Origin of the sequence: Pseudomonas sp. SG-MS2 (assembly GCF_009933855.1) — a bacterium.
In the GTDB taxonomy this organism is placed as follows: domain Bacteria; phylum Pseudomonadota; class Gammaproteobacteria; order Pseudomonadales; family Pseudomonadaceae; genus Aquipseudomonas; species Aquipseudomonas putida_E.
This window is the reverse complement of record NZ_MOMO01000129.1, coordinates 1-21,355: the sequence shown is the minus strand read 5'-3', so window position 1 is coordinate 21,355 and position 21,355 is coordinate 1. Positions and strand designations below refer to the sequence as shown.

Sequence of the window (21,355 nt, the reverse complement as noted above, 5' to 3'; positions counted from 1 at the left end):
TTGGCTCAATTCGAAAGGCGCGGCAGCAGCAGATCCTTCAGATCGGTCAGCTTGCCATGGAAGAAGTGTCCGCATTCTGCCACTTTCAGCAGCTCATGGGGGCGCGACAGCGCGTCAGACCATTCGTAAACGAGCTGCGGTGCAACGACTTCGTCGGCATCTGGCTGCACCACGGTGATCGGGCAGCGCTGCGGCAAGGGGAACTCTGCAGTCAGGCGCATCACGGCCGGGGCAATCATGAACAGGTGCTGCAGCGTGACGTCGGCGCTCTCAAGGCGCCCGGCCAGGCTGGTGGCGACAAAGCCGCCGAACGAGAAGCCCATCAACACCAGCGGCAGGTGCGGGTGTTTTTCGCGCAACCAGGCTGCGGCAGCTTGTGCGTCGGCCACTTCACCAGCGCCCATGTCATGGCTGCCCGCGCTCTGGCCAACACCGCGGTAATTGAAACGCAATGTCACGTAGCCAGCGTCGCGTGCCGTGCGCTGCAGGGTCGAGACCACCTTGTTGAGCATGGTGCCACCCTGAACCGGATTGGGGTGGCAGATCAGCACCGCGCCACGGGCGTCGGCCACGTCCAGGTACAAGGCTTCCAGCTGGCCGACGGGGCCATCGATGAACAAGGGGGTTTCGCGGACAAGCAAGGCACTCACTCCGTGACCTCGAAGGGGGTCGATTCGTCTAGGGTAGGAATTCTGTTCTGATTTGCGATCGCTCGCGGTATACAGCGCAGGTCTGAGCCGTTAACGTAAAGCAAAGCCGTTTATAGAGGAAGGACTCGTGGAACTCTCGCTCCTTGTTTGGTTGTTGCCAACCCTGGCCCTGGTCATCGGTGTGGCGGTCGGTTTCATCGTGGCCCGCCTGCTGCCCAATGCTGCGCCGACCAACACCCAGCGCCAACTGGACGACATCCAGAAGCGCTTCGACAGCTACCAGAACGAAGTGGTCACCCACTTCAACAGCACCGCAATGCTGGTCAAGAAACTGACCCAGAGCTACCAGGATGTCCAGGATCACCTGGCCGAAGGCGCCAATAGCCTGGCCCTCGATGAAGTCACTCGCCAGCGCCTGCTGGCTGCACTGCACTCCGAGTCGGCCCAGGCACCACGTGACCGCCTGACGCCGCCGAAGGACACCGCAGAAGTCCCACGCGACTATGCGCCGAAGACGCCTAACTCTCCGGGCATGCTCGATGAGAGCTACGGACTCAAGCGCTGAAATGAAAGAAGGCCTCGCAAGAGGCCTTTTTTGTGCTTCGAATCGCCAAGGAAAACCCCGGCAGTGCGGGGTTCCCAGTTCAGATCAAGGCTTGCGCCAGGACTGGCCACCTTCATCCTCGTCACCGCCACTGCGGCAAATGAGCAGGTCGATGTATTTCGGGAATACGGTCATTGTCAAACTCCTCTTGGATAAGCCGGCCGATTCACCAGCTCATCCAAAGTGACATCGCCTGATCCTGTAAGGCATTGGGCAATTGTTCCCGATCCTCCAAGCAAGTTCATGCACACGCCTTTAACGCCACCTCGATATCTGCCAGCAGGTCCTCCACATCCTCCAGCCCTACCGACAGGCGAACCAGCCCTTCCGATATCCCGTGCTGCGCCCGCTCATGCGGCGTATAGCTTGAGTGCGTCATGCTCGCCGGGTGTTGCGCCAGCGACTCGGCATCCCCCAGGCTCACTGCCCGGGCAAACAGCTGCAGGGCATTCATGAAGCGCCGCCCAGCCTCGATACCACCCTTGAGCTCAAACGCAATCATCCCGCCCGGCAAACGCATCTGCCGCTGTGCCAGTTCGTACTGGGCAAACGACGGCAACCCCGGGTAATGAATCAGCTCTACCTGCGGCTGCCGAGCCAGGCATTGCGCCACCTGCAGCGCATTGGCGCAGTGGCGGTCCATGCGCAGTGCAAGGGTCTTGATACCGCGCATCAATAGCGAAGCGTCATGCGGCGAAAGCACAGCCCCGGTCATGTCTTTCAGCCCTTCCAGGCGAATGCGGTCGACCAGCGCTTTGCGCCCCACCACCAGGCCGGCGGTAATATCGCCATGGCCACTAAGGTACTTGGTCGCCGAATGCACCACCAAGTCCGCCCCAAGCTCCAGCGGCCGCTGCAGATAAGGCGTGCAGTAGGTGTTATCGACCACCACAAGCACATCACTGCCTTGCACTGCCTCGACGACGGCCGCTATATCCACCAATTGCATGTTGGGATTGGCCGGCGTTTCGAAGTAGATCATCCGCGTTTTGCCGTTGATCGCCGCTTTCAGGGCCTTGGCATCGTTAAGGTCGACATGGCGAATCTTGACCCCGAACTCGCCGATGCCATGGTGCAGGAACGCGAAGGTGCAGCCATACAAGGTGCGCCCGACGATCAACTCATCACCAGGCCGCAGCAGGGTCCAGATGGTCGAAGTGATGGCGCCCATCCCCGACGCCAGCGCCAATCCCGCCTCACCGCCCTCCAGCGAGGCCATGCGCTGCTCAAGCAAGGCCAGGGTGGGGTTGGAGATGCGGCTGTAGAAGTGCCCCGCCTCCTCCCCGGCGAAGCAGGCAGCACCGTATTCGACAGTCGGGAAGGCATAGGTAGCGGTCTGGTACACCGGTGGCACCAGGGCACCACCGTGGGAAAGCGGGTCGTAGCCATGGTGAATGGCCCGAGTGGAAAAACCGGTGTTGTTATGGGAGTCGCGCATCGCAACAGCCTCTTGTGGTTTGTTATAAGCTTATGCCACCGAGCTGCCTGATTTTTTCCAAAATAGCCCACGCATCTGCGTGCTTGCTGGAACAAAAACAACAATTAACGGACCAGGAGGGCAAAACATGCCTTCAAGCCTCGACCGCACCGACCGCGCCCTACTCGCCGCCTTACAGGACAACGCCCGCCTCACCGTCGCCGAACTCACCGACCAGGTAGCCCTGACCACCTCGCCCTGCTGGCGACGGGTCAAGCTGCTGGAAGACAACGGCTACATCACCGGCTACCAGGCCATTCTGTCGCCCAAATCGCTGGGGTTTGGGGTGACTGCCTTCGTCAGCATCATGATGGACTCGCACACCAAGGAAATGGCGCTGGCGTTCGAGCAGCGGCTGATGGAAATCCCCGAGATCGTCGCCTGCCACAACATCTCCGGGCGCTATGACTTCCTGCTGGAAATCCTCGCACGGGACCTGGAGTCGTTCGGCGAATTTACCCGCGAAGTGCTGCAGCGCTTGCCCGGGGTGAAGGAGATCTATTCGAGTTTTTCCTACAAGGCAGTTAAGGAAAAACGCGTGATCCCCGTGTCGGAAACGCATATCTGAATGAGATCTTTCAAGCCGGTAGGAAGGCTCCTACTGGTTGACAGGCCATGCCTGAGATACGGGAAAAACCGCCTGAAGCACGCTGACCATGTAGCGACCAAGAGGATGTCTACATGGCTCAAAAACAAACTGTTACACGACTTCGACAATTTCTCCCCACGCCTTCTGGCTGGCAATCGCCGAAGAGCCCGTCTACTCCCAACAATTCATCCCCTCCCAACTCAACCGCATCAAGCAAGGCTGGCCCCCGCCCAAATCCGGTGGCCTGATGTACGACACCGAGAACCTTCTCATCATGAGCGCACTGCAGTACGCGCTCTCTGCGCAGATAGCATGGTGATCAGTCGAAAACATAGCATCGCGGACTACGGTTATGCCGAGTTCGAGTTCGTAGTGGAAGAATTGCTGCAGGCAGCCGGAACCTCAGCCTGGCAAGATCGCCTGCTCGAGCATTTCATCGACATCACAGGCCACCCCGCCGGCTCCGACCTTATCTAATACCCCGAAACCGTACAGGATGGCTGCGCAAAGCAGGTGATCGCTCGTATCATCACGTGGCGACAATCAAAGGGGCTTCCCCTGTTCAAGGATCTGAAATGAACAAGTCTCTATTGGTACCGATACTGCTACTGTCCGGCTGCGCCGATGGCAAATTTTTTCTGTTGCCTGACCAGCAGGAGCTGAGATTCGGATGTGACATGGACCCTTACAAGCAAGGGTGTGAAAGACAAAGCGACTACGACCTGCACTTTAAAACCGTCGAAGGCAAAAGGAACTAGCTGGCTCAAGCCTTCTTGGCACTTTCGGCGCCTTGGCCATCATCCTTTCCACCGGATGTAGCGGATTAGCCATGCGCCCTCCAATAAACAAAAAACCCGCCGAAGCGGGTTTTTTGATGCAGCAGCCAGCGCTTAGATCGCGCCGCGCTGACGCAGCACGTCCAGCACCTGTTTCACACCTTCGTCCACGCTAGTGGCCTGGGTGTCGATCACAAGGTCAGCATCCAGCGGCACATCGAACGGGAAGCTTTCACCCGGGATGTTGTCGCCACCGGCTGCGTACAGGCCTTGCGGGTCGCGCTCACGGCAGGCCAATGGCGAGGCCTGGACGTAAACGGTCACCAGGCGCTCCTTGCCGATCAGCGCCTTGGCCTGCTCGCGGCCTTCGGCGTCCGGGGCCACGAACGCGGCCAGGGTCAGCAGGCCGGCTTCGTTGAACTGGCGCGCCACATGGGCGGCGCGGCGCCAGTTTTCGGTGCGACCGGCGCGGTCTTGCGGCAGGCCCTTGTTCAGGTCGTGGCGCAGGTTCTGGCCGTCGAGCACGTACACCGCACGGCCCATGTCGAACAGCTTGCGCTCCACGGCATAGGCCAGGGTGCTCTTGCCAGCGCCGGACAGGCCGCTGAACAGCACGGTGGCTGGCTGCTGGCCGAAGCGCAGGGCGCGCTCTTCGGTGGACACGTGGGCCTGCTTGCCATGCTGGCCGGTGCTGCCGTGCGGCAGAACAGGCGGAGCGATGATCATGCCGGCGCCGACGGTGCCGTTGGTCAGGCGGTCGATGACGATGAACGCACCGGTGGTGCGGTTGCTGTCATAGCCGTCCAGGGCGATGGCGCTGTCCAACGACACCTTGACGCGACCGATCTCGTTCAGCTGCAGCGCGCTGGCTGCATCTTTTTCGAGGGTGTTCACATCGACCTTGTGGGTGATGCTGGCAATCGAGCCTGGCACGTAGCTGGTGGCGCGCTTGATGTCGTATTTCTTGCCCGGCAGCATCGGTTCTTCGGCCATCCATACCAGCATGGCGTCGAACTGGTCGGTCACTGGCGGGACGTTGTCGGCATGCACCAGCAGGTCGCCACGGGAGATGTCGATCTCGTCTTCCATGGTCAGGGTCACGGCCTGGCCTGGGCCGGCGTTCTCCAGTTCACCTTCGTAGGTGACGATGGACTTGACCCGGCTGCTCTTGCCCGAGGGCAGTACGACGATTTCGTCACCTTTGTGCACAACGCCGCTGGCAAGGGTACCGGCGAAGCCGCGGAAGTTCAGGTTCGGGCGGTTGACGTACTGCACCGGGAAACGCAGGTCGGTGAAGTTGCGGTCGGCCGCGACCTCGACGGTTTCGAGGATTTCCATCAGCGCAGGGCCGGTGTACCACGGCGAACGCTCGCTGCGGTTGACCACATTGTCGCCCTTGAGCGCCGACATCGGCACGAAGTGCAGGCTGCTCGGGGTCAGGTTGATGGCATCGGCGAACTTCAGGTAGTCGGCCTTGATTTCCTCGAAGACGCCTTCATCGAAGCCTTTGAGGTCCATCTTGTTGACCGCGACGACGATGTGCTTGATGCCCAGCAACGAAGCGATGTAGCTGTGGCGGCGGGTCTGGGTCTGCACGCCGTAGCGGGCATCGACCAGAATGATCGCCAGGTCACAGGTGGACGCGCCGGTGGCCATGTTACGGGTGTACTGCTCGTGGCCCGGGGTGTCGGCGATGATGAACTTGCGCTTGGCGGTGGAGAAGTAGCGGTAGGCGACATCGATGGTGATGCCCTGCTCACGCTCGGCCTGCAGGCCATCGACCAGCAGCGCCAGGTCGACTTCCTCACCGGTGGTGCCGGACTTCTTCGAATCACGGGTGATGGCCTCGAGGTGGTCCTCGTAGATCATCTTGGAGTCGTGCAGCAGGCGCCCGATCAGGGTGCTCTTGCCGTCGTCGACGTTGCCGCAGGTCAGGAAACGCAGCAGTTCCTTGCGCTCGTGCTGGGCCAGGTAGGCGAGGATGTCCTCGCTGATCAGATCAGATTGGTGCGACATGGAGTAACCCTGAAATTAGAAGTAGCCTTGGCGTTTCTTGTCTTCCATGGAACCGGCGCCATCGTGGTCGATGACACGGCCCTGGCGTTCGGACGTTCGGGTCAGGAGCATTTCCTGAATGATGTCCGTCAGGGTCTCGGCTTCCGACTCGACAGCACCCGTCAACGGGTAGCAGCCCAGGGTACGGAAACGCACCTTCTTCTTGACGATGCGCGCTTTCTCTTCCTCGGAGAGGTGCTCGAGGATGCGCTCGTCGTCGATCATGATCAGGGTGCCGTTCTTCTCGATGACTTCACGCTCGGCGGCGAAGTACAACGGCACGATCGGGATGCCTTCAAGGTAGATGTACTGCCAGATGTCCAGCTCGGTCCAGTTCGACAGGGGGAACACGCGGATCGACTCGCCCTTGTTGACCTTGCCGTTGTAGACGTTCCACAGTTCCGGGCGCTGGTTCTTCGGGTCCCAGCGGTGCTTGCTGTCACGGAACGAGTAGACGCGCTCTTTGGCACGTGACTTCTCTTCATCGCGGCGGGCACCACCGAAAGCGGCGTCGAAACCATGCTTGTCCAGTGCCTGCTTGAGGCCCTGGGTTTTCATGATGTCGGTGTGCTTGGAGCTGCCATGGGTGAACGGGTTGATGCCCTGCGCCACACCTTCGGGGTTGACGTGGGTGATCAGCTCCAGGCCCATTTCCTCGACCATCTTGTCGCGGAAGCGGTACATCTCCTGGAATTTCCACTGGGTGTCGACGTGCATCACCGGGAACGGCAGCTTGCCTGGGAAGAAGGCTTTGCGCGCCAGGTGCAGCATCACGGCGGAATCCTTGCCGATCGAGTACAGCATCACCGGGTTGTCGAACTCGGCGGCCACCTCGCGGATGATGTGGATGCTTTCCGCCTCCAGCTGTTTCAAGTGCGTCAGTTTGTCGACCATGGCTACTCACGTAAAACGATCTTATGGACGGCCTTCGGGCCGTGTTCGAGCGAGCCACTTTATCACAGCGGCTGATTCTATTTAGGCGCCGGACTAGATCGAAAAGGTCTAACGATATGACTGGGGGTTTGGCTATCAAAGGGCCGCTCTGCGGCCTCAGATAGGGTTCGGGCAGTCGATGAACAGGTGCTCCAGAGCAAAGCGCCGCGCCAGGTAGTCGCCCAGCGCCTGCACACCATAGCGCTCGGTGGCATGATGCCCGGCGGCAATGAAGCTCACGCCATTCTCGCGGGCACTGTGGTAGGTCTGTTCGGACGCCTCACCACTGATGAACAAGTCCACCCCGGCAGCAATGGCCGTATCGATATAGCCCTGCCCACCGCCCGTACACCAGCCGACGCGACGGATCACCTGGTCACCTTCGACCAGCAGGGGTTCACGCCCCATGACCTCCTGCACACGGCGGGCGAAATCGCGCGCCGTCACAGGCTCGGCCAAGGAGCCGACCAGCCCGACCACCTTGGGGTTGTTCGGGTCCAGCGGCCCTTCGACGGTGATGTCCAGCTGGCGGGCCAGTTGCACGTTGTTGCCGACCTCAGGGTGCACATCCAGCGGCAAGTGGAAGGCCAGCAGGCTGATGTCGTGCTTGAGCAGGGTTTTCAAGCGCCGCTGCTTGATCCCGGTAATGCACGGGTTCTCGCCCTTCCAGAAATAACCGTGGTGTACCAGCACCAGGTCGGCCTGTGCCTCGACCGCCGCATCCAGCAATGCCTGGCTGGCGGTGACGCCGCTGACGATGCGGCTGACCTGCGGGCGGCCTTCGACCTGCAGGCCGTTGGGGCAGTAATCCTGGATTTTCGCGCTACCCAGGTAACGCTCGGCTTCTTCAACCAGGGTGTCAAGGGCGACGGCCATTGAAAATCTCCTCGAAATCTGCACGTTCAACGGGAACAACGCCCGTATAATGGCCGCCATTATGGGCCGTCGCCGGCGTTGGGGAAACCGGTGTATGATCGCGCGCGTTCGCGCCCCGCCGCGCCACCATGGCCCTCGCCCACTCCCAGGATTCGTTCATGTTCAAGGCTTTGCGTTATTTTGGCTGGCCCCTGCTTACCGGCATACTGATCGCCATGCTGATCATCCAGCGCTTCCCGCAGTGGGTCGGCCTGCCCAGCCAGGATGTAAACCTGCAACAAGCGCCACAGACCACGCAGATCATGCAAGGCCCGGTGTCCTATGCCGATGCCGTCACGCTCGCCGCCCCTGCCGTGGTCAACCTGTACACCACCAAGGTGGTGAACAAGAGCGCCCACCCGCTGTTCGAAGACCCGCAGTTCCGCCGCTTCTTCGGCGACAACCTGCCCAAGCAACGGCGCTGGGAGTCGAGCCTGGGCTCGGCGGTGATCATGAGCCCCGAGGGCTATCTGCTGACCAACAACCACGTCACCAGCGGCGCCGACCAGATCGTCGTGGCGCTCAAAGACGGCCGCGAAACCCTGGCACGGGTGATCGGCAGCGACCCCGAAACCGATCTGGCGGTATTGAAGATCGACCTCAAGAACCTGCCGGCCATCACCATCGGCCGCTCCGACACCATCCACATCGGTGACGTCACCCTGGCCATCGGCAACCCCTTCGGCGTCGGCCAGACCGTTACCATGGGCATCATCAGCGCCACTGGCCGCAACCAGCTGGGCCTGAACAACTACGAAGACTTCATCCAGACCGACGCCGCAATCAACCCGGGCAACTCCGGCGGCGCGCTGGTCGATGCCAACGGCAACCTGGTCGGCATCAATACGGCGATCTTCTCCAAATCGGGCGGTTCGCAGGGCATCGGCTTCGCCATACCGGTCAAACTGGCGCTGGAAGTGATGAAGTCGATCGTCGAGCATGGTCAGGTGATTCGTGGCTGGCTGGGTATCGAAGTTCAGCCGCTGAGCCAGGAACTGGCCGAATCGTTCGGCATGCAAGGGCGCCCAGGCATCGTTGTAGCGGGCATTTTCCGCGATGGCCCGGCGCAGAAGGCCGGGTTGCAACTGGGTGACGTGATCCTGAGCATCAATGGCGAGCCGGCCGGTGACGGGCGCAAGTCGATGAACCAGGTGGCGCGGATCAAGCCCAACGAGAAGATCACCATCGAGGTGATGCGCAACGGGCAGCAGTTGAAGCTGATCGCCGAAGTGGGGCTACGGCCGCCGCCTGCGCCGGCTGCGGCTCAGGAAGAGAAGTAAGGCTTCAAGATCCGGGGCTGCTTTGCAGCCCTTTCGCGACACAAGGCCGCTCCTGCAGGTAAAACGCGTACCCCTGCAGGAGCGGCCTTGCGCCCCTACAGCATCAGTGCAGGATCTGGCTTAGGAACAGCTTTGTCCGGTCACTGCGTGGCCGATCGAAGAAGTCATCCGGCGCAGCCTGCTCCACGATCTCCCCCTTATCCATGAAGATCACCCGGTTCGCCACGGTTCGGGCAAAGCCCATTTCGTGGGTCACGCAGAGCATGGTCATGCCGTCCTCGGCCAGGCCAACCATGGTGTCGAGCACTTCCTTGACCATTTCCGGGTCGAGCGCCGATGTCGGCTCGTCGAACAGCATGATTTTCGGCTTCATGCACAGCGCCCGGGCAATCGCCACGCGCTGCTGCTGGCCACCGGACAACTGCCCAGGGTACTTGTGCGCCTGCTCCGGGATACGTACCCGCTCCAGATAGTGCATGGCGATTTCCTCGGCCTTGCGCCGCGGCATCTTGCGTACCCACATGGGCGCCAGGGTGCAGTTTTCAAGGATGGTCAGGTGCGGGAACAGGTTGAAGTGCTGGAACACCATGCCCACCTCACGGCGGATCGCCTCGATCTGCTTGAGATCGTTGGTCAACTCCACACCATCGACCACGATGCGCCCCTGCTGGTGTTCTTCCAGGCGGTTGAGGCAGCGGATGGTGGTGGACTTGCCCGAACCGGACGGCCCGCACAGCACGATACGCTCACCCTGGCGCACGTTCAGGTTGATGTCCTTTAGTACATGGAACTGGCCGTACCACTTGTTGACGCCCTGCATCTGGATGATGCCTTCGGGGCCGGCAGGCTGCTTGATCGCTTCACTCATTTCGAAACTCCTAACGCTTGTGGCCAGTGTCCAGCTTGCGCTCCAGGTGCATGGAGTAGCGGGACATACCGAAACAGAAGATCCAGAACACCAGGGCTGCGAACACATAGCCCTCGGTGGCCATGCCCAGCCAGGCCGGGTCGGCGGCAGCCTGCTTGACGCTGTTGAGCAGGTCGAACAGGCCGATGATGATGACCAGGCTGGTGTCCTTGAACAGGGCGATGAAGGTATTGACGATGCCAGGGATCACCAGCTTCAAGGCCTGCGGCAGGATCACCAGGCCCATCGAACGCCAGTAGCCCAGGCCCATCGCCGCAGCGGCTTCATATTGCCCCTTGGGGATGGCCTGCAGGCCGCCGCGCACCACCTCGGCGATGTACGCCGACTGGAACAGGATCACGCCGATCATGGCCCGCAGCAGCTTGTCGAAGCTCATGCCTTCGGGCAGGAACAACGGCAGCATCACCGACGACATGAACAGCACGGTGATCAACGGCACGCCACGCCAGAACTCGATGAAGGTCACGCAGACCACCTTCACCGCAGGCATGTTTGAACGCCGCCCCAGGGCCAGCAAGATGCCCAGCGGCAAGGCACCGACGATACCCACCGTGGCGATCACCAGGGTCAGCATCAGCCCGCCCCACTGGCTGGTCGGCACGCTTTCCAGGCCCAGGTAGCCGCCATGCAGCAGCGTGTAGGCCAGGAACGGGTACACCACCAGAAAGCCCAGGCCGTAAACGGCCTTGCGCGGGAAGCGCTTGATGAACAGCGGCGCAGCGCCAAGCACGGCAAGCCATACGGTCAGGTCCACGCGCCAGCGCAACTCAGCCGGGTAATAGCCGTACATGAACTGGCCAAAGCGCTGCTGGATGAACACCCAGCAGGCACCCTCCTTGGTGCAGTCGGCGCGCGTGGTGCCGACCCAGTTGGCGTCGATCAACGCCCACTGCAGCAGCGGCGGCACGATCAGCCATACCAGGTACACGGCGAACAGGGTCAACAGGGTGTTGAGCCAGCTGGAGAACAGGTTTGCCCGCATCCATGCGAGCACGCCGACGGTCTTGACCGGTGGCGGCATGTCAGGTTTGAAAACATGAGCATTCACGGGCGTATCCTCACCGCTCGATCAGCGCAATGCGCTTGTTGTACCAGTTCATCAGCAGCGAAATGCTGATGCTGATGGCGAGATAGACACTCATGGTGATGGCGATCACCTCGATGGCCTGGCCGGTCTGATTGAGTACGGTACCGGCGAACAGCGAGACCATCTCCGGGTAGCCGATACCGGCCGCCAGCGACGAGTTCTTCGCCAGGTTCAGGTACTGGCTGGTCAGTGGCGGAATGATCACCCGCAGTGCCTGGGGGATGATCACCTTGCGCAGCGTCGGGCCTTCGCGCAGCCCGAGCGAACGGGCGGCTTCGGTCTGGCCATGGCTGACCGAACGGATGCCCGAACGCACGATTTCGGCGATGAACGCGGCGGTGTAGATGGTCAGCGCCAAGGTCAGCGCCAGCAGTTCCGGGATCAGTACCCAGCCGCCAACGAAGTTGAAACCTTTGAGCTGCGGGACTTCCCACTGCACAGGGCTGCCGAACAGCAATGCACAGAGGCCTGGAATCACCACCAACAGGGCAAGCCCTGCCCAGAACTTATGGAACGGCTCGCCGGTTTCGTTGAAGCGCTTGTTGGCGTAACGCACCATCGCCATGACTGCCACGATCGCCAGGACCACGGCAGCGACGAACGGCCAGAAGCCTTCGGCCATGGTGGCGCCGGGCATGTTCAGGCCACGATTGCTGATGAAGAAGGCATCGTCGAAGCTGATGCTGCCCCGTGGCCCCGGCAGGGTCAGGAACACGGCGAAATACCAGAAGAGGATCTGCAGCAGCGGCGGGATGTTGCGGAACGTCTCGACATACACGGTCGCCAGCTTGTTGATCATCCAGTTCGGTGACAGGCGAGCCACACCGATGATGAACCCCAGGATCGTTGCCAGGATAACGCCGATGAAGGTGACCAGCAGGGTATTGAGCAAGCCGATCACGAACACCCGCGCATAGCTGTCGGACTCCACATAGGGAATCAGATGCTGGGCGATGCCGAAGCCGGCACTGCGGTCGAGGAAGTCGAAGCCGGACGTAATGCCCCGGTGTTGCAGGTTGGTTTGAGTATTGTGGAACAGGTACCAGCCCAGACCCACCACGAAGATGATCGTGAGAATCTGGAACAACCACGCGCGCACACGTGGATCGCTCAGGGTCAGCCCCTTTTGTGCGCCGATTCGATTTTGCATGAAGTGCCCCGGACAGTAGGGATTCGAACAGCCTGCGGCGGCGGAATGCCGCCGCAGGGTGCAGCCATCAGCGCACAGGTGGCGCGTACTGGATGCCGCCGTTGTTCCACAGGGCGTTCATGCCACGGTCGATCTTCAGGTCAGTGCTCTGGCCCAGGTTCTTCTCGAACACCTCGCCATAGTTACCCACTTGCTTGACGATCTGCACTACCCAGTCCTTGGGCAGCTTCAGGTCCTTGCCGTACTCACCGTCAGCGCCGAGCAGGCGGGCGGTGTCCGGGTTCTTGGTGGACTTGGCCTCGGCTTCGACGTTCTTCGAAGTGACGCCCGCCTCTTCGGCATTGAGCATGGCGAACAGGGTCCACTTGACGATGCTGAACCACTCCTCGTCGCCCTTGCGCACCACCGGGCCCAGCGGTTCCTTGGAGATGGTTTCCGGCAGCACCACGTAGTCGGTTGGCCCGGCCAGCTTGGAGCGCTGGGCGAACAGCTGCGACTTGTCCGAGGTCAGCACGTCGCAACGGCCCGACTCCAGCGATTTGGCGCTCTCGTCGGAGGTATCGAAGGTGATCGGGGTGTACTTCAGGCCGTTGGCGCGGAAGTAGTCGGACACGTTCAGCTCGGTGGTGGTGCCTGCCTGGATGCAGATGGTCGCGCCATCGAGTTCCTTGGCACTGGACACACCCAGCTTCTTGTTGACCAGGAAGCCGACGCCGTCATAGTAAGTGACGCCTGCGAACACCAGGCCCATGCCGGCATCGCGCGAGCTGGTCCAGGTGGTGTTGCGCGACAGCACGTCGACTTCGCCGGACTGCAGCGCAGTGAAGCGTTCCTTGGCGTTGAGCTGGCTGAACTTGACCTTGGTGGCATCGCCGAACACGGCGGCGGCCACGGCGCGGCAGACATCAGCGTCGATACCGACGATCTTGCCCTGCGCATCAGGTACCGAGAAGCCTGGAAGACCGTCGCTCACGCCACACTGGACGAAGCCCTTCTTCTTGACCGCATCGAGGGTGGCGCCGGCCTGGGCATTGCTCACGGCGCCCAGCGCGGCGGCAGCGGTGAGGACTGCCAGGGTGGTTTTCAACATCTTCATTCACAACCTCCAAATCGCTCTTGTTGTACGAGCCGGAATTGCACCGCACCCTTATGAGGCGCATCCGACCCTTGTTGGCTTGTTATTGGGTCAATGGCGCAATGGGCTGTTCTATGACAGCCTTCGCGTGACAAGGGTGTTACCGTACCGGCCCGACCCTTGCATCGAAGGTTTCATAGCAAGGGGCGTACCACAGTTGGCGGCTAAAGCGTTTAAGCGCTCGTCAAGTAGGGAAAGTTGTATCGTTGCGACATTCTTTTTCCGACAATCATTTCCAGCGCCTTCTTTTTGCGCATGCCTTCATACGATTCGCACACTTTCGGAGCAGTCATGACCCACCCGTTGATTCTCGAACCCCAGAAAACCGCAGACGCCTGTGTGATCTGGTTGCACGGCCTGGGCGCCGACCGTTACGACTTCCTACCGGTTGCCGAATTCATGCAGGAGCGTCTGCTCAGCACACGGTTCGTCATGCCCCAGGCGCCGACCCGGCCTGTCACCATCAACGGCGGCTATGCAATGCCCAGTTGGTACGACATCAAGGCCATGACCCCGGCCCGCGCCATCGACGAAGCGCAGCTGGAAGAATCGGCTGACCAGATCATTGCCCTGATCGAGGCCGAGCGGGCCAAAGGCATCGACCTGGCACGGATCATCCTGGCCGGGTTCTCCCAGGGCGGCGCCGTGGTGCTGCACACTGCTTATATAAAGTGGCAAGAAGCACTGGGCGGCGTGATCGCACTGTCTACCTATGCACCAACCTTCAACGACGGCCATCAGCTGAGCGCCTGCCAGCAACGTACCCCGGCCCTGTGCCTGCACGGCGTGCACGACCCGGTGGTGATCCCCTCCATGGGCCGCACCGCCTTCGAGTACCTGAACACCTGGGGCGTGGCCGCGCGGTGGCAGGAATACCCAATGGAACACGAGGTGGTGGTGGCAGAGCTGAGCGATATCCACGACTGGCTGAGCAAGCAACTGCAATAGGCAGGCTCTCTTGTAGTTGTGGGCGCATTCCGCTACGCCGCGCCCAGATCTTGCATTACACTGCCCGGCGTACATTCCTAAATCAGTTGATGAGACGATCGTGCTCAAGGCACTCAAGAAAATATTCGGCAAGGGAGACCCGGCACCTCAGGCCGCCGCTCCTGCTGCCAGCATCACCCCGCCTGCGGCCCCCATGGCTCAGCCCGAGCCGCAGCCCTCCACGCCGCGCACCAAACCCGCCGCCAAGGCCCAGATGCCTGCCGCCGCGCCCGTTGCCGAGCAACCGGCCATGGACAAGCCGCGCCGCGAACGCAAGCCCAAACCCCAGGCCAGCCTGTGGAAGCCGGAAGACTTCGTGGTCGAACCGCAGGAAGGCAAGACCCGCTTCCACGACTTCAAGCTCTCCAACGAGCTGATGCACGCCATCCATGACCTGGGCTTCCCGTACTGCACGCCGATTCAGGCCCAGGTGCTGGGCCACACCCTGCGTGGCCAGGACGCCATCGGGCGCGCGCAGACCGGCACCGGCAAGACCGCCGCGTTCCTCATCTCGATCATCTCTCAGTTGCAGCAGACGCCGCCGCCCAAAGAGCGCTACATGGGCGAGCCGCGTGCACTGATCATCGCGCCAACCCGCGAGCTGGTGGTACAGATCGCCAAGGACGCCGCCGCCCTGACCAAATATACCGGCCTGAACGTCATGACCTTCGTCGGCGGCATGGACTTCGACAAGCAGCTCAAGGCGCTCGAAGCGCGCCATTGTGACATCCTGGTGGCTACCCCTGGCCGCCTGCTGGACTTCAACCAGCGCGGCGATGTGCACCTGGACATGGTCGAGGTGATGGTGCTGGACGAAGCCGACCGCATGCTGGACATGGGCTTCATCCCGCAGGTACGGCAGATCATTCGCCAGACCCCGCCCAAGAGCGAGCGCCAGACCCTGCTGTTCTCTGCCACCTTCACCGACGACGTGATGAACCTGGCCAAGCAGTGGACCACCGACCCTGCGATCGTCGAGATCGAGCCGGAGAATGTCGCCAGCGAAACCGTCGAACAGCACGTGTTCGCAGTGGCGGGCAGCGACAAGTACAAGCTGCTGTACAACCTGGTGACCCAGAACAAGTGGGAACGGGTGATGGTGTTCGCCAACCGCAAGGACGAAGTGCGGCGTATCGAGGAAAAACTGGTGCGCGACGGTATCAATGCCGCCCAGCTGTCGGGCGATGTGCCGCAGCACAAGCGCATACGTACCCTGGAAAGCTTCCGCGAGGGCCGGATTACCGTGCTGGTGGCCACCGACGTGGCGGGGCGAGGCATTCACATCGACGGCATCAGCCATGTGATCAACTTCACTCTGCCGGAAGACCCGGATGACTACGTGCACCGCATCGGCCGCACGGGCCGTGCCGGCACCAGTGGCGTGTCGATCAGCTTTGCCGGCGAGGATGACTCCTACCAGTTGCCGGCGATCGAAGAGTTGCTGGGGCGCAAGATCAAGTGCGAGATGCCACCGGATGAGCTGCTCACGCCGGTGCCGCGCAAACACCATTGATACCGGGCTGCGTTGCAGCCACTGAGTTTGCGCTGAGCTGGAGAGCAGCGGGGTGCCTGCGGAGCCGGCTTGCCGGCGATCCGGGGCAAAGCCCCGGCCAATCGATCAGACCTTACCAGCGCCCCGCCGCATCCTGATCACTCTGCCTGCCTTCGACCCAGCGCGGGCCCTCCTGGGTATTCTCCTTCTTCCAGAACGGCGCACGAGTCTTCAGGTAATCCATGATGAAATTGCAGGCATCGAAAGCCGCCTGCCGATGGGCACTGGCCACACCGACGAACACGATCGGCTCCCCAGGCTCCAGCGCACCAATGCGATGCAGCACTTCAACCTTCAGCAACGGCCAGCGCTGCTCGGCCTCGACCACAATCTTCGCCAAAGCCTTCTCGGTCATGCCAGGGTAATGCTCCAGGAACATCCCGGCCACGTCCCGGCCATCATTGAAATCGCGCACGTAACCAACGAACCCGACCACCGCGCCCACGCCGACATTGGCGGCATGCATGGCATTGACCTCGACCCCGGGGTCGAACGCGCCATCCTGCACTCGCACTGCCATGCTCAGCCTCCGGTCACCGGTGGGAAGAACGCCACCTCATCGCCCGCTTCCAGCGGCTCATCGAGCCTGCACAGCTCTTCGTTGCGCGCGCACATCAGGTTCTGCTCGGCCAGCACCTGGTACTGCCCACCCTTGGCCACCAGGGCCTGGCGTACATCGTCAAGCACCTTGAAGTCGCCCTCCAGGCGCTCGGCATCCACACCAAGCAACTCACGGTAACGGGCGAAATACATCACTTTCACGTTCATCACGCATCCACCTTGTAGTGGCCGCTTTTGCCACCGAGCTTTTCCAGCAGGCGCACCTGCTCGATGACCATACCCTTGTCCACGGCCTTGCACATGTCATAGATCGTCAGCGCCGCGACGCTGGCAGCGGTCAATGCTTCCATCTCCACACCGGTCTGTCCGGCCAGCTTGCAGCGCGCGACGATGCGCACCACATCCGTGCCTTCTGCGCTGAGTTCGACCTTGACGCTGGTGAGCATCAAAGGGTGGCACAACGGAATCAGGTCGCTGGTCTTCTTCGCCGCCTGAATGCCGGCGATACGCGCCACGGCGAACACATCGCCCTTGGGGTGCTCACCCTCGACGATCATCTGCAAGGTCTGCGGCAACATCCGCACGCGCGCCTCAGCGGTGGCCTCGCGCTCGGTCACGGCCTTTTCAGTGACGTCGACCATGTTGGCCCGCCCCTGGGAATCAAGATGTGTCAGCACTGCTCTGCTCCTGTGAAGGGAACACAGAGTGTAAACCTGTGGGTCAGGTTTGAGCAGTGGAAAAAACCGGGCGGCGCACCGCCCGGTTCGAGAGGTTACAGGTGCGACTCGGCGTACTCGGCCAGCACCGAGCGCGGTACACCTTGCAAGGTGATGTGCACGCCATGGGGGAAGTCCTTGAAGCGTTCGGTCAGGTAGGTCAGGCCCGAACTGGTCGCGGACAGGTAGGGGGTGTCGATCTGCGCCAGGTTGCCCAGGCAGACCACCTTGGAACCAGAGCCGGCACGGGTGATGATGGTTTTCATCTGGTGCGGCGTCAGGTTCTGGCACTCGTCGATCAGGATCAGGCTCTGCTGGAAGCTGCGGCCCCGGATGTAGTTCAGCGATTTGAACTGCAGCGGGACCCGCTCGAGGATGTACTCGACACTGCCGTGGGTGCTCTCGTCATCCATGTGCAACGCTTCGAGGTTGTCGGTGATCGCACCCAGCCAAGGTTCCATTTTCTCGGCTTCGGTCCCCGGCAGGAAACCGATTTCCTGGTCCAGCCCCTGCACGCTGCGGGTAGCGATGATACGGCGGTAACGCTTGCTGACCATGGTCTGCTCGATAGCCGCTGCCAGCGCCAGGATAGTCTTGCCGGAGCCGGCGGCGCCGGTCAGGTTGACCAGGTGGATATCCGGGTCGAGCAACGCGAACAGCGCCAGGCTTTGATGGATATCCCGCGGTTTGAGGCCCCAGGCCTCCTGGTGCAGCAGTGGCTCCTGGTGCAGGTCGAGCAGCAGCAGTTCATCTTCGCGGATGCCCTTGATCCAGCCGACGAACCCTTGCTCATCGATGATGAACTCGTTGACATGCACTGCCGGCAGGTTGTCGATCAGTTGCACCCGGTGCCAGGTTCGGCCCCGCTCCTGACGGGTATCGACCTTGCTGACACGGTCCCAGAACGAACCGGTGACCGAGTGGTAGCCCTTGGAAAGCAGCGAGACGTCATCGACCAGCTGGTCGGTGCTGTAATCTTCGGCCGCGATACCGCAGGCCCGCGCCTTCAGGCGCATGTTGATGTCTTTGGTTACCAGCACCACGTCCAGGTCGGCACGTTTGGCCCGAAGTTCCAGCAACTGGTTGATGATGATGTTGTCGTTGAGGTTCTCCGGCAGCAGCCGGTTGGGTTCGTTGCGTGGGCTCATCAGGATCGAAAGGAAGCCCTTGGGCCCGCTCTTGCCACGCTGTATGGGTACGCCCTGCTCGACATCGCTGGGCGAGGCGTCACCGAGGGTCTGGTCGATCAGGCGGATGGCCTGGCGACATTCGGCGGCGATGGACTGTTTACCGGTCTTGAGCTTGTCGAGTTCCTCCAGCACCGTCATCGGAAGGGCGACGTGGTGCTCCTCGAAGTTGAGAAGTGCGTTGGGGTCGTGAATCAGGACGTTGGTATCGAGCACATAGAGGATTGGCTTGCTGGAGGAAGGGTTGCGTCCTTGGTCATCCATACTCGGTCACCTTATGTCGAAGCCACACGGCGCGGTCTGCTGCGCCGCAGAGTGACTGCCGTTCTCCCCGTATCCGCGTTGCTACGGGCGGGAAGTGAACCTGGCAAGGTGGGCTCGGATGACGCCACCTGTGCTGCAGGAATCGGCTGTCTGGTTTCTTCATACCGCAAAAAGCATTACTAAAAAAAGCATTTTTACGTGTTGGTGAAGTTTATTTTTCCGATTGACGAACAGGACTTGGCGATGGACCCAGACGGGACTACAGTCAGAAGTCAGACCCGTTATTCCTGATAGCCGTATTCACGGCAATCCTCCCAGCCAATGCCGCTTTGCGCGGTATGTTCCAGCAACCATTGCACCGCCGGCTGCGCCTTGGGCAGGCTGTCATGGAACTGGATAACGCCCTTGCGCCACAGCAGCATCAAGGTCACCACCCGCTGGGCCGAGGCTTGGGCTGTCACGGGCCGTCATCCTGTGCGTCGATATCCCACAGCGACACCCGCAGCTGCTGGCTGGCCATGAATGCCTCGCCATCGGCCCGGCGCTGGCCATAGGGCGGGCGGAACAACGGCACATACTGCTCAGGCAGGTCGGCCTGGATCCGCGCCTGGCTGCGCCTGAGCGAATCCTGCCAGCCATTCCACTGCGCATGCGAGCGATACTCCCACCCCTGAAGCCCCACGCACTGGCCATCATAGAGCTGCCCCAGCGCACCGGCCGCTCCAGCGTCACGGCGCTGCTGCAAGCGGTTGCCCAGTACAAAGAAGGTGCCCTGCATCTTCTGTTTGCGCAGGTAAGCGGTCAGCGTGTCGGTCGTGCTGCCCTGGGGGCCGGGGCCGCCCACGAAGGTCAGCAAGAACATGCGGTCATTCAGCTCATCGCCGCTGCGCTCACGATTGGAAAGGCGTTCGACCTCGCTGGTGATCTGCGGCAACAGCGCCGCCTTGCGCAGTTGCTCATCCAGGTAGCGCACATGGAACTGGTGGCTTGGTTCGACCCAGCCGGTATAGAAGGTGCCGACATCGGTAGCGAACGTCGCAGCCCTTGTGCGCAAATCGGCCATGGACTCCACCACGTAGCAGAACGAGGCATCCTGCTCGCAGCTGCGCTGGGCCTGCTGGTAGCCCTGCCACAAACGCTGCCACATGCGCGCCCGCAGCGCCCGGACCTTCTGCAGGTTGATCTGCCGCAAGCCCAGGCGCGCAGCCAGCGCCCCATCGTCGAGCAGCTCACTTTCGTGCAGTACCTGGGCAAACGACAGGATCTCTGCGCGCGAGGCGACATCGAACAACGCAGGACTGTCCAACTGTTCGGGCCACAGGCTGCGGTCCAGGCTGGCGGGGGGGATAGGGGCGGCTTGGGCGGCCAGGCTCAGGAGTGAGGCCAGCAAGACACCGGCAATGCGCACGATCGGTCTCTCCGTCACAGCGAAACGCGCACTATAGCGCCTGCTCATCCGATGGTCTGTGACTATTGTCGCCATAGTTTGGCGTTCCCCCCTTCAGTCCGTAGAATCCCCGGCAACGATTCCAGGAGCCGACCCGATGCTGACGGTGATTTCCCCCGCCAAGACCCTCGATTACGACACCCCACCGGTGACCGAGCGTTTTACCCTGCCCCAGTACCTGGACGACTCCCAGGAGCTGATCGTGCAACTGCGTGAGCTGTCACCGGCGCAGATCAGCGAGCTGATGCACCTGTCGGACAAACTCGCCGGCCTCAACGCCGCCCGCTTTGGCAGCTGGACGCCAGACTTCACGCCGGCAAATGCCAAGCAGGCCCTGCTGGCCTTCAAGGGTGACGTGTATACCGGGCTGGACGCCGAAACCCTGAGCGAAGACGACTTCACCTACGCCCAGCAGCACCTGCGCATGCTTTCCGGCCTGTACGGCCTGCTGCGCCCGCTCGACCTGATGCAGCCCTACCGCCTGGAAATGGGTACCAAGCTAGCCAATGCCCGTGGCAAGGACCTGTATGCCTTCTGGGGCACGCGTATCAGCCAATGGCTGAACCAGGCGCTGACCGAGCAGGGCGATGACCTGCTGTTGAACCTGGCCAGCAACGAGTATTTCAGCGCGGTGAAACGCAGCGCCCTGAATGGCCGGGTAATCAACGTCGACTTCAAGGACCTGAAGAACGGCAAGTACAAGATCATCAGTTTCTACGCCAAGAAAGCCCGCGGCATGATGAGCCGCTTCGTGATCCAGGAACGGGTCAATGACCCGCAGCAGCTCAAGCAGTTCGATGTACAGGGCTACTACTACAGCGCCGAACAGTCCAAGCCTGATCACCTGGTGTTCTTGCGCGATCATCCGGCCGAGTGAGTGCCTGCACCACCGCCAAGCCCTGGTCCCTGGATCTGTGACAACCGACCGGGCCGCACAGCGGCCCGTTACGGAATTCGTACATAACCCGCCGATAGCCCCACCACCTCGACCCCCTGCGCTACCGCGACACCTGCCGTGACCGGTACCTTGCGCCCCTGTCGATCTGCCGTAGCCCGGTAAAC

Annotated in this window: 19 protein-coding genes and 2 pseudogenes; 7 read left to right on the top strand and 14 right to left on the bottom strand. The window is 61.5% G+C overall.

Annotated elements, in window-relative coordinates:
* Window positions 1-5: 5 nt before the first annotated feature.
* Complete coding sequence (locus BLX42_RS11190; RefSeq protein ID WP_125923903.1) at window positions 6-641, bottom strand: alpha/beta hydrolase; 636 nt, start codon at window positions 639-641, stop codon at window positions 6-8.
* 136 nt (window positions 642-777) lie between these two features.
* Here BLX42_RS11190 and BLX42_RS11185 point away from each other — a divergent pair, with 136 nt between their 5' ends.
* The gene (locus BLX42_RS11185; RefSeq protein ID WP_046784837.1) at window positions 778-1,215 is read left to right on the top strand and encodes a YhcB family protein; all 438 of its coding nucleotides are present in this window, start codon (window positions 778-780) and stop codon (window positions 1,213-1,215) included.
* 280 nt (window positions 1,216-1,495) lie between these two features.
* On the opposite strand, the gene BLX42_RS11180 is transcribed toward BLX42_RS11185, so the two are convergent.
* Window positions 1,496-2,692, bottom strand: a complete 1,197-nt coding sequence (locus BLX42_RS11180; RefSeq protein WP_046784836.1) for a methionine gamma-lyase — start codon at window positions 2,690-2,692, stop codon at window positions 1,496-1,498.
* 127 nt (window positions 2,693-2,819) lie between these two features.
* Here BLX42_RS11180 and BLX42_RS11175 point away from each other — a divergent pair, with 127 nt between their 5' ends.
* Window positions 2,820-3,299 (top strand): Lrp/AsnC family transcriptional regulator, encoded by a 480-nt coding sequence (locus BLX42_RS11175; RefSeq protein ID WP_161871773.1) that lies wholly within the window; start codon window positions 2,820-2,822, stop codon window positions 3,297-3,299.
* Window positions 3,300-3,899: pseudogene (locus tag BLX42_RS27085) on the top strand (bacteriocin immunity protein).
* A gap of 311 nt (window positions 3,900-4,210) precedes the next feature.
* Here the strand turns inward: BLX42_RS27085 and cysN are convergent.
* From cysN to BLX42_RS11155, 3 genes are all read right to left on the bottom strand, one after another.
* On the bottom strand, window positions 4,211-6,112 hold the full coding sequence (cysN, locus tag BLX42_RS11165) for a sulfate adenylyltransferase subunit CysN (RefSeq protein ID WP_046784834.1): 1,902 nt from the start codon (window positions 6,110-6,112) through the stop codon (window positions 4,211-4,213).
* 15 nt (window positions 6,113-6,127) lie between these two features.
* On the bottom strand, window positions 6,128-7,045 hold the full coding sequence (cysD, locus tag BLX42_RS11160) for a sulfate adenylyltransferase subunit CysD (RefSeq protein WP_009684445.1): 918 nt from the start codon (window positions 7,043-7,045) through the stop codon (window positions 6,128-6,130).
* A gap of 156 nt (window positions 7,046-7,201) precedes the next feature.
* The gene (locus BLX42_RS11155) at window positions 7,202-7,960 is read right to left on the bottom strand and encodes a Nif3-like dinuclear metal center hexameric protein (RefSeq protein ID WP_115273627.1); all 759 of its coding nucleotides are present in this window, start codon (window positions 7,958-7,960) and stop codon (window positions 7,202-7,204) included.
* Between the two features lie 158 nt (window positions 7,961-8,118).
* On the opposite strand from BLX42_RS11155, the gene algW reads away from it, so the two are divergent.
* Window positions 8,119-9,279, top strand: coding sequence for a Do family serine endopeptidase AlgW (gene algW, locus BLX42_RS11150; RefSeq protein WP_115273626.1), 1,161 nt, complete (start codon window positions 8,119-8,121; stop codon window positions 9,277-9,279).
* Window positions 9,280-9,382: 103 nt separating this feature from the next.
* Here algW and BLX42_RS11145 read toward each other — a convergent pair whose 3' ends face one another.
* From BLX42_RS11145 to BLX42_RS11130, 4 genes are all read right to left on the bottom strand, one after another.
* Complete coding sequence (locus tag BLX42_RS11145; RefSeq protein ID WP_012312835.1) at window positions 9,383-10,147, bottom strand: amino acid ABC transporter ATP-binding protein; 765 nt, start codon at window positions 10,145-10,147, stop codon at window positions 9,383-9,385.
* A 10-nt stretch (window positions 10,148-10,157) separates the two neighbouring features.
* Entirely contained in the window at window positions 10,158-11,255 is a 1,098-nt protein-coding gene (locus tag BLX42_RS11140; RefSeq protein WP_046784831.1) for an amino acid ABC transporter permease, read from the bottom strand.
* A gap of 10 nt (window positions 11,256-11,265) precedes the next feature.
* Window positions 11,266-12,444, bottom strand: a complete 1,179-nt coding sequence (locus tag BLX42_RS11135) for an amino acid ABC transporter permease (RefSeq protein ID WP_046784830.1) — start codon at window positions 12,442-12,444, stop codon at window positions 11,266-11,268.
* Window positions 12,445-12,511: 67 nt separating this feature from the next.
* The gene (locus tag BLX42_RS11130) at window positions 12,512-13,540 is read right to left on the bottom strand and encodes an amino acid ABC transporter substrate-binding protein (protein ID WP_046784829.1); all 1,029 of its coding nucleotides are present in this window, start codon (window positions 13,538-13,540) and stop codon (window positions 12,512-12,514) included.
* 330 nt (window positions 13,541-13,870) lie between these two features.
* Here BLX42_RS11130 and BLX42_RS11125 point away from each other — a divergent pair, with 330 nt between their 5' ends.
* Together BLX42_RS11125 and rhlB are read left to right on the top strand one after the other, a co-directional pair.
* Window positions 13,871-14,527, top strand: coding sequence for an alpha/beta hydrolase (locus tag BLX42_RS11125; RefSeq protein WP_046784828.1), 657 nt, complete (start codon window positions 13,871-13,873; stop codon window positions 14,525-14,527).
* A gap of 100 nt (window positions 14,528-14,627) precedes the next feature.
* On the top strand, window positions 14,628-16,079 hold the full coding sequence (rhlB, locus tag BLX42_RS11120) for an ATP-dependent RNA helicase RhlB (protein WP_125923868.1): 1,452 nt from the start codon (window positions 14,628-14,630) through the stop codon (window positions 16,077-16,079).
* Window positions 16,080-16,191: 112 nt separating this feature from the next.
* On the opposite strand, the gene moaE is transcribed toward rhlB, so the two are convergent.
* From moaE to BLX42_RS11095, 5 genes and pseudogenes are all read right to left on the bottom strand, one after another.
* Window positions 16,192-16,638 carry a molybdopterin synthase catalytic subunit MoaE gene (moaE, locus tag BLX42_RS11115; RefSeq protein ID WP_046784826.1) on the bottom strand — a complete coding sequence of 149 codons (447 nt, stop codon included), beginning with the start codon at window positions 16,636-16,638 and terminating at the stop codon, window positions 16,192-16,194.
* 2 nt (window positions 16,639-16,640) lie between these two features.
* Window positions 16,641-16,886: a molybdopterin converting factor subunit 1 gene (gene moaD, locus BLX42_RS11110; protein ID WP_012312828.1), complete on the bottom strand. Its 246-nt coding sequence runs from the start codon at window positions 16,884-16,886 to the stop codon at window positions 16,641-16,643.
* On the bottom strand, window positions 16,886-17,356 hold the full coding sequence (gene moaC / locus BLX42_RS11105) for a cyclic pyranopterin monophosphate synthase MoaC (protein ID WP_161871772.1): 471 nt from the start codon (window positions 17,354-17,356) through the stop codon (window positions 16,886-16,888). Before moaC ends, moaD begins: the two co-directional genes overlap by 1 nt.
* Before the next feature lie 95 nt (window positions 17,357-17,451).
* Window positions 17,452-18,846 (bottom strand): PhoH family protein, encoded by a 1,395-nt coding sequence (locus BLX42_RS11100; RefSeq protein WP_046784825.1) that lies wholly within the window; start codon window positions 18,844-18,846, stop codon window positions 17,452-17,454.
* Between the two features lie 281 nt (window positions 18,847-19,127).
* A pseudogene (locus BLX42_RS11095) lies at window positions 19,128-20,254 on the bottom strand (polysaccharide deacetylase family protein).
* Window positions 20,255-20,390: 136 nt separating this feature from the next.
* Between BLX42_RS11095 and yaaA the strand changes: the two are divergent.
* Window positions 20,391-21,170: a peroxide stress protein YaaA gene (gene yaaA / locus BLX42_RS11090; RefSeq protein ID WP_161871771.1), complete on the top strand. Its 780-nt coding sequence runs from the start codon at window positions 20,391-20,393 to the stop codon at window positions 21,168-21,170.
* The last annotated feature ends 185 nt before the right edge of the window (window positions 21,171-21,355 follow it).